The 10,859-nt window shown below is 58.7% G+C and carries 5 protein-coding genes; all 5 read left to right on the top strand.

The features are described 5' to 3' along the window. Positions 1 to 328 precede the first annotated feature (328 nt). The 5 genes from nifJ (at position 329) to pta (ending at position 10,856) form a co-directional block, all read left to right on the top strand. Positions 329 to 3,973, top strand: coding sequence for a pyruvate:ferredoxin (flavodoxin) oxidoreductase (nifJ, locus tag BMZ40_RS12270; RefSeq protein ID WP_092376123.1), 3,645 nt, complete (start codon positions 329 to 331; stop codon positions 3,971 to 3,973). Positions 3,974 to 4,053: 80 nt separating this feature from the next. Continuing rightward, complete coding sequence (locus BMZ40_RS12265; protein ID WP_092376120.1) at positions 4,054 to 5,766, top strand: L-lactate permease; 1,713 nt, start codon at positions 4,054 to 4,056, stop codon at positions 5,764 to 5,766. Positions 5,767 to 5,853: 87 nt separating this feature from the next. Next, positions 5,854 to 7,242 (top strand): FAD-binding oxidoreductase, encoded by a 1,389-nt coding sequence (locus BMZ40_RS12260; protein ID WP_092376117.1) that lies wholly within the window; start codon positions 5,854 to 5,856, stop codon positions 7,240 to 7,242. 2 nt (positions 7,243 to 7,244) lie between these two features. After that, the gene (locus tag BMZ40_RS12255; RefSeq protein ID WP_092376114.1) at positions 7,245 to 8,537 is read left to right on the top strand and encodes a (Fe-S)-binding protein; all 1,293 of its coding nucleotides are present in this window, start codon (positions 7,245 to 7,247) and stop codon (positions 8,535 to 8,537) included. 216 nt (positions 8,538 to 8,753) lie between these two features. After that, the gene (pta, locus tag BMZ40_RS12250; RefSeq protein ID WP_092376111.1) at positions 8,754 to 10,856 is read left to right on the top strand and encodes a phosphate acetyltransferase; all 2,103 of its coding nucleotides are present in this window, start codon (positions 8,754 to 8,756) and stop codon (positions 10,854 to 10,856) included. The last annotated feature ends 3 nt before the right edge of the window (positions 10,857 to 10,859 follow it).

Below are 10,859 nucleotides of genomic sequence, written 5' to 3'. Positions count from 1 at the left end.
AACTTTTGTCCGAAAAAACGGACGCCTGTCCAAAAGTGCGTTTTTGACCATTAACCAGCCAATTAAGCGCGTTAACCGGATTGAAGTTGTATGTTTGCATTCCCGAACTAACGTGCTATTTCCAAGGAAAAATACATATTGTCTTTTTTTTCAGACAAACCGGAAGGGGGGCTATGACAAATACGATCACTGTCTCATAAGTTTTTTTTATTTCAGTTGTTTAGGTGTTTTTGGTTATGTGGCACAAAACTTGTTTAAAGCGATCTGAAGCACGAGAAAAGTTGCGATATTGCTTGAAAACAACAACTTGGCTTTTAGGAGAAGATACATGGCAAAAAATATGAAAACCATGGATGGAAATACCGCAGTCACTCATATCGCCTATGCGATGAGCGATACGGCGGCAATTTATCCGATTACCCCTTCCTCCACCATGGGCGAGATCGCTGATGAGTGGGCCGCGCAAGGGCGATTGAATATTTTCGATCAGAAGGTCATGGTCCGCCAGATGCAGTCCGAAGCTGGCGCTGCCGGTGCTGTGCACGGTTCCTTGGCCGGTGGGGCGCTGACCTCCACCTTTACCTGTTCCCAGGGCCTTTTGCTCATGATCCCGAACATGTACAAGATTTCCGGTGAATTGCTTCCCGGCGTCTTCCATGTCAGCGCACGCGCCGTTGCCGCGCATGCTCTGTCCATCTTCGGCGATCATCAGGACGTCATGGCCTGTCGCCAGACCGGTTTCGCCATGCTGGCTTCCAGCTCCGTGCAGGAATGCATGGATTTGGCCCTGGTCGCGCATCTGTCCTCCATTGAATCGAGCATCCCCTTCCTGCACTTCTTTGACGGCTTCCGCTCTTCCCATGAAATTCAGAAGATCGAAGTCATCGACTACGAAGACATCAAGAAGGTCGTCAATCACGAGGCCATCGCCGAATTCCGTGAACGCGCCATGAGCCCGGCCAATCCGTCCATTCGCGGCACCGCCCAGAATCCCGATATTTATTATCAGGGCCGCGAAGCTTCCAATGTCTACTACGATCAGCTCTCTTCCATCGTGGTCGAGCAGATGAAGAAGGTCACGTCCATCACCGGCCGGTCCTACAAGCCTTTCGACTATGTCGGTCATCCTCAGGCCGAGCGTGTCATCGTGGCCATGGGTTCTTCCTGTGAAACCATCGAGGAAGTGGTGCGTCACCTCCTGGCCAAGGGCGAGAAGGTCGGCCTGGTCAAGGTCCGCCTGTATCGTCCGTTCCTGCCTGAGTACTTCCTGCAGGTTCTGCCCGCCACGGCTTCCGTCATCACCGTGCTCGACCGCACCAAGGAGCCCGGCGCCAAGGGCGATCCGCTTTATAAGGATATCTGCACCGCCTACATGGAACGCGGTGAAATGCCCGAGATCGTCGCCGGCCGTTATGGCCTGGGCTCCAAGGAGTTCACCCCGGCCATGGTCAAGGCCGTGTATGACAACATGATGTTCGCCCAGCCCAAGCATCACTTCAATGTGGGCATCGAGGACGACGTCACCCATACTTCCCTCGACGTGCCGGTCTTCGCCGACACCACTCCGGCCGGCACCGTGCAGTGCAAGTTCTGGGGCCTGGGATCCGACGGAACCGTCGGCGCCAACAAGGAAGCCATCAAGATCATCGGCGACAACACCGACATGTACGCACAGGGTTACTTTGCCTACGACTCCAAGAAGTCCGGCGGCATCACCGTTTCCCACCTGCGTTTCGGCAAGGAGCCCATCCAGTCCACCTATCTGGTCAACGCCGCCGACTACATCGCCTGTCACAAGGCCAGCTATGTCCACACCTATGATGTGCTCGAAGGCATCAAGGACGGCGGCACCTTCGTGCTCAATTCCAATTGGACCGCTGAGGACATGGAGAAGGAACTGCCCGCATCCATGCGCCGCACCATCGCCAAGAAGAATCTCAAGTTCTACAACATCGACGCGGTCAAGATCGCTGCGGAAGTGGGTCTTGGCAACCGCATCAACATGGTCATGCAGACCGCCTTCTTCAAACTGGCCAGCGTCATGCCCTTCGAAGAGGCCGTTGCTCTCTTGAAGAAGGCCATCAAGAAGGCCTATGGCAAGAAGGGCGACAAGATCGTCAATATGAACGTCGCCGCCGTGGATCAGGCTTCCGCCAATCTGATCGAGATCAAGGTACCGGCCGCCTGGGCCGACGCGGCTTGCGACTGCGCCACCGAGCAGGATGTTCCTGATTTCGTCAAGAACGTCATGCGTCCCATCCTGGCCCAGAAGGGCGACAGCCTGCCTGTCTCCGCCTTCGAGCCCGACGGACTCTTCCCCGTGGCTACCTCCCAGTTCGAAAAGCGCGGCGTGGCCATCAACGTGCCCGAGTGGATCGCGGCCAACTGCATCCAGTGCAACCAGTGCTCCTTTGTCTGCCCGCACGCGGCCATCATCCCCGTGCTGCTGACCGAAGAAGAGATGGCCGACGCTCCCGAGACCTTCGAGACCCTCGACGCCATGGGCAAGGAATTCAAGGGCATGAAGTTCCGCATGCAGGTCAACGCCCTGGACTGCATGGGTTGCGGTAACTGCGCCGACATCTGTCCGGCCAAGACCACCGCCCTGGTCATGAAGCCCCTGGAGACTCAGACCGGACGCGAAGTGCCCAACTACGACTTCTCGGTCACCGTTCCTTTCAAGGATAACCTGACCCGCCGCGACACCGTCAAGGGCAGTCAGTTCCAGAAGCCGCTGATGGAATTCTCCGGCGCCTGCGCCGGTTGCGGCGAGACCCCGTACGTCAAGGTCATGACCCAGCTCTTCGGTGAGCGCATGATCATCGCCAACGCCACGGGCTGCTCCTCCATCTGGGGCGCTTCCGCTCCGACCACTCCGTACACGGTCAACGCCGACGGTCATGGTCCTGCCTGGGGTAACTCCCTGTTCGAGGATGCGGCCGAATTCGGCTACGGTATCCAGATGGCTTATGCCCAGCGTCAGGCCAAGCTGGCCGACCTGGTCGTCAAGGCCCTGGAAGGCGAGCTGCCTGAAGATCTGGCCGAAGCCTTCAAGGGTTGGCTCGAAAATCGCGCCAACGCCGAAAAATGCAAGGAATACGGCGACAACATTCGTGACATCCTGGCCTTCATGAACCGCGACGAACTGCTTGACGCCATCTATGAGCGCGAAGAGCTGTTCGCCAAGAACTCCTTCTGGATCTTCGGCGGTGACGGATGGGCCTACGATATCGGCTATGGCGGGCTGGACCATGTTCTGGCCTCTGGCGAAGACATCAACGTTTTGGTGATGGACACGGAAGTGTACTCCAACACTGGCGGACAGTCCTCCAAGGCAACGCCGCTTGGTTCCATCGCCAAATTCGCTGCCGCAGGAAAGCGGACAGGGAAGAAGGATCTCGGACGCATGGTCATGAGCTACGGCTATGTCTATGTAGCCACGGTTTCCATGGGCTACGACAAGCAGCAGCTTCTGAAGGCCCTGCGTGAGGCGGAAGCCTATCCCGGACCGTCCCTGATCATTGCCTACGCTCCGTGCATCAACCAGGGACTTCGCAAGGGCATGGGCAAGACCCAGCTCGAATCGAAGCTTGCAGTACAGTCCGGCTACTGGCCGCTGTATCGCTACAACCCCCTGCTCGCGGATGAAGGCAAGAATCCGTTCATCCTGGATTCCAAGGCTCCGGACGGAAGCATCCAGGAATTCCTGGCTGGCGAAAACAGATACGCCTTGCTCGAAAAGATTGCGCCCGAAGACTCCAAGAGACTGCGGACCCAGATCGAGCAGGATTATCTGCAGCGTTTTGAAATGTACGAGTACCTTGCCAAGCAGGTGCCCACGACGGGCCAGGCGGCTTCCGCTCCCGTCGCCGCGCCTGCGGCGGGCGAGGGTTGTACATTGACGGCGACGGCGGAGCATGCGGGGGCCAACAAGCCTGCCGAGCCCTGCGATGACGGCCGCGCCGGCAAATAGGTAAAGGCAAGCTGCCGGTCCGAGAGGGTGGGGTCCCTTTCGGACCGGCGGTCCATTCATCAGTTTTATTGGAGGGAGATATGTCAATTACTGCTTTGGCAATGGTGGCTCTGTTGCCCATTTTGGTGGCTCTTGTCTTGATGGTCGGCATGCGCTGGCCGTCTACCAAAGCCATGCCCCTTGCGTGGCTTGTGTGTGCCCTTGGCGCAATTCTCGCCTGGAATCTGCCGGTAGGCTATGTCGCGGCTCTGTCGCTTCAGGGTATCGTGGTCGCCATCGGCGTTTTGATCATCGTCTTTGGCGCGATCATCATTCTGTACACACTGCAATATTCAGGCGGCATGGAAACCATTCAGTACGGCATGCAGGGCATCAGCCGTGACAAACGTATCCAGGCCATCATCATCGGCTTCATGTTCGCGGCCTTCATCGAAGGTGCGGCCGGATTCGGCACGCCCGCCGCGTTGGCCGCTCCGCTGCTCCTGTCCCTGGGCTTCCCGCCCCTGGCCGCCGCAGTCATCTGTCTGGTCTTCAACTCCTTCCCCGTATCTTTCGGCGCGGTCGGAACGCCTGTTTTACTCGGCCTGACTCCGCTCAAGCAGTTGGTCGAAATGACTGTCACTTCCGGTGTGGTCGGTCTGAATTTTGCCGATTTCGGCACCTTCTGTAAGGTCATCGGCCAGTGGGCGACCGTCATGCATGGCCCTATGATTTTCATTCTGCCCATCTTCATGCTCGGCTTTTTGACCCGCTTCTTCGGCAAGAACAAGTCCTGGAGCGAAGGCTTTGCTGCCTGGCAGTTCTGTGTTTTCGCGTCCGTGGCCTTCCTTGTACCTTACCTGATCTTTGCATGGCTGGTCGGCCCTGAATTCCCGTCCCTGATCGGTGGTCTTGTCGGTCTCGGCATCATCGTCGCCGGCGCCAAGGCTGGATTCTGCGTGCCCAAGGAAAGCTGGGATTTCGGTCCTCAGTCCACATGGGACGCTGAATGGACCGGCACCATCGCCACCAGCACCAACACTGAATTCAAGCCCCACATGAGTCAGTTCAAGGCATGGCTGCCCTACATCCTGATCGGCGCCATCCTGGTCGTGACCCGTATCCCCGAACTGGGCCTCAAGGGCATCCTGGCCGCCCAGAAGATTCCCTTCAACCACATCCTTGGTTACGAGGGTGTTTCCGCATCCATCCAGTACCTGTACCTGCCCGGCACCATTCCTTTCATGCTGGTCGCATTGCTGACCATCCTGATCCACGGCATGAAGGGTTCCGCCGTCAAGCAGGCCTGGACTGAGTCCTTTTTCAAGATGAAGGCCCCGACCATCGCGCTCTTCGCCGCAGTGGCCCTGGTTTCCATCTTCCGCGGTTCCGGTGTGGCCGATATCGCCCTGAACCCCAACAGCTATCCCTCCATGCCCCTGGCCATGGCCAAGACTGTTGCCGCCATGGCTGGCAACGCCTGGCCGATGCTGGCTTCTTTTGTAGGCGGTCTGGGAGCGTTCATCACCGGATCGAACACGGTCTCCGACCTTCTGTTCGCTGAATTCCAGTGGGGCGTCGCTCAGCAGCTTGAACTGCCCCGTCAGATCATCGTCGCCGCTCAGGTCGTCGGTGGCGGCATGGGCAACATGGTCTGCATCCACAACATCGTGGCTGTCTGCGCCGTGACCGGCCTCATCGGCCGCGAAGGCATGATCCTGAAGCGCACCTTCTGGCCCTTCCTGATCTACGGCATTGTCGTAGGCATCGTTGCCAGTTTGATGAGCTTCGTCTTCCTGCCGCATCTGTTCTAAGTTACCTGGCGGTCCCGAAGGTTCGCGCAAGGCTTTCGGGACCGCATTTAATGAGAATCCATAAGAATCTCACGCAAGGAGAGAATAATGATATCGACGAGTCTGCTCACTGAGTTCAAGACCCTGCTGGGCAAAGATAATGTCCTCGATAGCGAGTCCGACCGGCACTCCTATTCCTATGATGCCGCAGTGCTTGACGCGGTCATCCCCGAGCTGGTCCTGCGTCCGACAAACAGCGAGCAGCTGGGCAGAACCGTGGCCCTGTGCAACGAGAACAAGCTGCCCATGACCGTTCGCGGCGCCGGTACCAATCTGAGCGGCGGCACCATCCCCACCAAGGAACATGGCGTCGTCATCCTGACCAACGGTCTCAACAAAATTTTGGAAATCAACGAACAGGACCTCTACGCCGTGGTCCAGCCCGGCGCAGTTACCGCCAAGTTCGCGGCCGAAGTGGCCAAGCGTGGCCTTTTCTATCCGCCCGATCCGGGCTCACAGGCCGTGTCCACCCTGGGCGGCAACGTCGCCGAGAACGCAGGCGGCCTGCGCGGCCTCAAGTACGGCGTGACCAAAGACTACGTCATGGGCGTCAATTTCTGGAACGCCGAGGGCGAATACATCAAGTCCGGCGGCAAGACCGTCAAATGCGTAACAGGCCTCAATATCGCCCAGCTCATGGTCGGTTCCGAAGGGACCCTTGGCGTTTTCGACGAGATCATCCTGAAGCTCGTTCCGCCGCCAGTCGCCTCCAAGGCCATGCTCGCCGAATTCGACGACATCGCCAAGGCTTCCGAGACCGTCGCTGCCATCATCGCCAACAAGATCGTCCCCTGCACCCTGGAACTGCTCGACAACGCGACCATCAACTACGTCGAGGATTTCACCAAGGCCGGCCTGCCGCGTGACGCCGCCGCCATTCTGCTGATCGAGGTCGACGGCGGCCACATCGCCCTGGTCGAGGACGACGCTCAAAAGGTTCTTGATATCTGCAAGAAGCACGGCGCCAAACGCGTTCAGATGGCCAAGGACGCCGCCGAGAAGAACAAGCTCTGGGAAGCCCGCCGCAACGCGTTGCCTGCCCTGGCGCGCGCCCGTCCGACCACCGTGCTCGAAGACGCCACCGTGCCGCGCAGCCAGATTCCGGCCATGATCACGGCCATCAACAACATCGGCGCCAAGTACAAGCTGCAGATCGGCACCTTCGGCCATGCCGGTGACGGCAATCTGCATCCGACCATCCTGACCGACAGGCGCGACAAGGAAGAATTCCATCGCGTGGAGCAGGCCGTTGACGAGATCTTCGACGTGGCCCTGTCCCTTGGTGGCACCCTGTCCGGCGAGCACGGCATCGGTACGGCCAAGTCCAAGTGGCTGGAGAAGGAAACTTCCAAGGCGACCATCATTTACTCGCGCAGGCTCAAGAAAGCAGTGGATCCCAATTACCTGCTCAATCCCGGCAAAATCATCGGAGGCTAGTCATGACTGCAGACGTTCATCAACTGGCCAAAATGCTGCATGAACTCGACGACCAGATGGTCGCGTGCATGAAGTGCGGCTTGTGCCAGGCGGTTTGTCCGGTGTTTGCCGAAACCATGAATGAGGGCGACGTGGCCCGGGGCAAGATCGCGCTCCTGGAAAACCTGTCGCATGAAATGATCAAGGATCCCGAGGGAGTGCAGGACAAGCTGAACATGTGCCTGCTGTGCGGCTCATGCGCGGCCAACTGTCCCAGCGGCGTGAAGGTGCTGGACATTTTCCTGAAAGCCCGCGTCATCGTGAACACGTACATGGGTTTGCCCACCGTCAAGAAGGTTATCTTCCAGGGTCTTCTGACCAAGCCGGCGCTCTTCAACTCCGTGCTGGACGTGGCCTCCAAGTTCCAGGGCGTGTTCACCAAGACGGCCAATGATGTCATCGGGTCTTCCTGTTCGCGCATCGTCAACGCTCCGGTCATCGGCGAGCGGCATTTCATGCCCCTGGCCCCGAAGCCCCTGCGCAAGCTGGAGCCGACCCGCAATACCCGCCCCGGAAAGAGCGGGTACCGCGTGGCCTTCTTCCCCGGTTGCGTCATCGACAAGATCTACCCCCGGGTCGGTCAGGCCGTGCTCAAGGCCCTGACACACCACGAGGTCGGCATCTACATGCCTTCCGGTCAGGCCTGCTGTGGCATTCCGGCCCTGGCTTCCGGGGACAAGGAGTCCTTCGACAAGCTGGTCAAGCGCAACCTTGAGGTCTTTGAGAAGGAGAACTTCGATTACCTGCTCACTGCCTGCGCCACCTGCACGGCGACCATGCACGAGCTGTGGCCGCTCATGTCCGGGGACAAGACCCAGAGCATGCAGGATCGCATCGCGGCCATGTCCGCCAAGGTCATGGACGTGAACCAGTTCATGGTAGATGTGCTGAAGGTGGCCATGCCCGTCGAAGGTCATGGGGCCAAGATCACCTACCATGACCCCTGTCACCTGAAGAAGTCCATGAAGGTCTCCGAGCAGCCCCGGCAGCTTTTGAAGACCAACCCGAACGTGGAATTCGTTGAAATGGCCGACGCCGACCGCTGCTGCGGTTGCGGCGGCAGCTTCAACCTGCAGCACTACAAGGTCTCCAAGGATATCGGGACCCAGAAGCGCGACAACATCGTCGCTTCCGGAGCCCAGATTGTGGCCACTGGTTGTCCTGCGTGCATGATGCAGATCTCCGACATGCTCTCCCAGAACAAGGACAATGTCGCGGTCAAACACGTCATGGAAATCTACGCGGAAACGCTTTAATGAGACACGGCGTCGGCGCGCGGGGTTTTGACCCCGGTGTCGACGCCTTTTCAATTAATAATGCAGTTGGTTGAAATTCCGTCGAAAAAAAGGCATTGACTAATCGTTCTCTTTTTTTCACAAACAACCGGATTGTGTAACCAACCAATTTGACGGGTCGCCACGAATCATTCACGGTGCGCGTCCCAGAAGAAACCGGCTTTCAAGGGAAGCACTATGGCCAGAAATCTATACATTACGGCAACGGAATCTCGAAGCGGAAAATCAGCCATCGTTCTGGGCGTCATGCAAATGCTCCTGCGCGACATTCGGCGTGTCGGTTTTTTCAGACCCATCATCAACGATGTGCCTGACCGCAAGGACCACGACATCGACCTCGTACTGTCCCAGTTCTACCTGGGCCTGCAGTACAGCGAGACCTACGCCCTGACCATGCAGCAGGCCAAGGAACTGGTCAACGCGGGTCAGCATTCTCTTCTGATCGAAAAAATCATCAATAAATATAAAGAGCTGGAGAGCAAGTGCGATTTCGTTCTGCTTGAAGGCACGGATTTCGAGGGCACCAGCCCCGCGTTCGAGTTCGACATCAACGCCGACATCGCCGCCAACCTGGGCAGCCCGCTTCTGGTCATCTCCAACGCCTGCCAGAAGACCGAACACGAGATCATAAGCACGACCAAGCTTGCGGTGGAATCTTTTGCCGACAAGGCCGTGGACATTCTCGGCGTGGTCATAAACCGCACCGACGTCCCGGATCGCGAAGCCCTGCGCATCGCGCTCAAGAAGTCCATGAACAAGCCCGACATGCTGCTCTACATCATCCCCGAGGTGGCCATTCTGGGCAAGCCCACGGTGGGCGACGTCATGAAGTGGGTTGGGGCGGAAGTGCTTTACGGCAAGGAAAATCTGGGCACCCAGGTCGACGACATCGTCGTTGCCGCCATGCAGATCGAAAATTTTCTCAATTACATTGAGCGCGGCAGCCTGGTGGTCACTCCTGGCGACCGCTCGGACATCATCGTCAGCAGCCTGGCATCCCGGCAGTCGTCCTCATATCCCGACATCTCCGGAATCCTGCTCACCGGCGGCATCGCCCCCGGCAAGAGCGTGGCCCGGCTCATCGACGGCTGGACCGGCGTGCCCGTGCCCGTATTGCTCGGCAAGGAGGCCACCTTCCAGACCGCGCGCCGCCTGTACAACATGTACGGCAAGATCGAGCCGGGCGATCAGAAGAAGATCGCTTCCGCCCTTGGCGTGTTCGAGGAGAACGTGGCCACGGACGAGCTTCGGCAGCGTCTCGATACCCGGAAATCGACCAAGGTCACTCCGCAGATGTTCGAGTACGGTCTCATCGAAAAGGCCAAGCGCAACAAGCAGCATATCGTCCTGCCCGAAGGCGGCGATGACCGCATCCTGCGTGCCGCCGACATCCTGCTGCGACGCGGCGTGGTCGATTTGACCATCCTTGGCGATCCCAAGGCCATCGCATCCATGACTTCCCAGCTGGGACTCAGCCTGACCGGCGTGAACATCATCGATCCGGCCGCTTCCCCCGACTACGGCGATTACGTCTCCACCTTCATGGACCTGCGCAAGAAGAAGGGCGTCTCCAAGGAAGTGGCCTGCGACTGCATGGTCGACCCGACCTATTACGGCACCATGATGGTCTTCAAGGGCCAGGCCGACGGCATGGTTTCCGGCGCCATCAACACCACGGCCCATACCATCCGTCCCGCATTTCAGATCATCAAGACCAAGCCCGGCGCTTCCATCGTGTCGAGCGTGTTCCTGATGTGTCTTAAAGACCGCGTGCTGGTTTTCGGCGACTGCGCCGTGAACCCCAATCCCACCGCGCCGCAGCTGGCCGAGATCGCCATGAACTCCGCCGAGACGGCCCGTATTTTCGGCGTTGAACCGCGTGTCGCCATGCTGTCCTATTCCACCGGCGATTCCGGTGCGGGCGGAGACGTGGACGTGGTCATCGAGGCCACCCGCATCGCTCGCGAAAAGGCTCCGGACCTGCTCCTTGAAGGTCCGCTCCAGTATGACGCGGCCATCGATCCGGAAGTCGGCGCCAAGAAGCTGCCGGGCAGCCAGGTCGCCGGCCGGGCCACGGTCTTCATCTTCCCGGATCTGAACACCGGCAACAACACCTACAAGGCAGTGCAGCGCGCCGCCAACGCCGTGGCCATCGGGCCGGTCCTGCAGGGCCTCAACAAGCCCGTCAATGACCTGAGCCGCGGTTGCACCGTCGCCGATATCGTCAACACCGTGGCCATCACGGCCATTCAGGCCCAGGCCGAAAAAGGTTTAATATAGAGA

This window comes from Desulfomicrobium apsheronum, from assembly GCF_900114115.1.
Lineage (GTDB): Bacteria > Desulfobacterota > Desulfovibrionia > Desulfovibrionales > Desulfomicrobiaceae > Desulfomicrobium > Desulfomicrobium apsheronum.
Note: the sequence above shows the minus strand (reverse complement) of the source record. Positions and strands in the feature narration are given on the sequence as shown.

What these genes read in the sequence shown, in the direction of transcription:
- nifJ (WP_092376123.1), top strand. Translation starts at nt 329, where the DNA reads ATGGCAAAAAATATGAAAACCATGGATGGAAATACCGCAGTCACTCAT.
- BMZ40_RS12265 (WP_092376120.1), top strand. Translation starts at nt 4,054, where the DNA reads ATGTCAATTACTGCTTTGGCAATGGTGGCTCTGTTGCCCATTTTGGTG.
- BMZ40_RS12260 (WP_092376117.1), top strand. Translation starts at nt 5,854, where the DNA reads ATGATATCGACGAGTCTGCTCACTGAGTTCAAGACCCTGCTGGGCAAA.
- BMZ40_RS12255 (WP_092376114.1), top strand. Translation starts at nt 7,245, where the DNA reads ATGACTGCAGACGTTCATCAACTGGCCAAAATGCTGCATGAACTCGAC.
- pta (WP_092376111.1), top strand. Translation starts at nt 8,754, where the DNA reads ATGGCCAGAAATCTATACATTACGGCAACGGAATCTCGAAGCGGAAAA.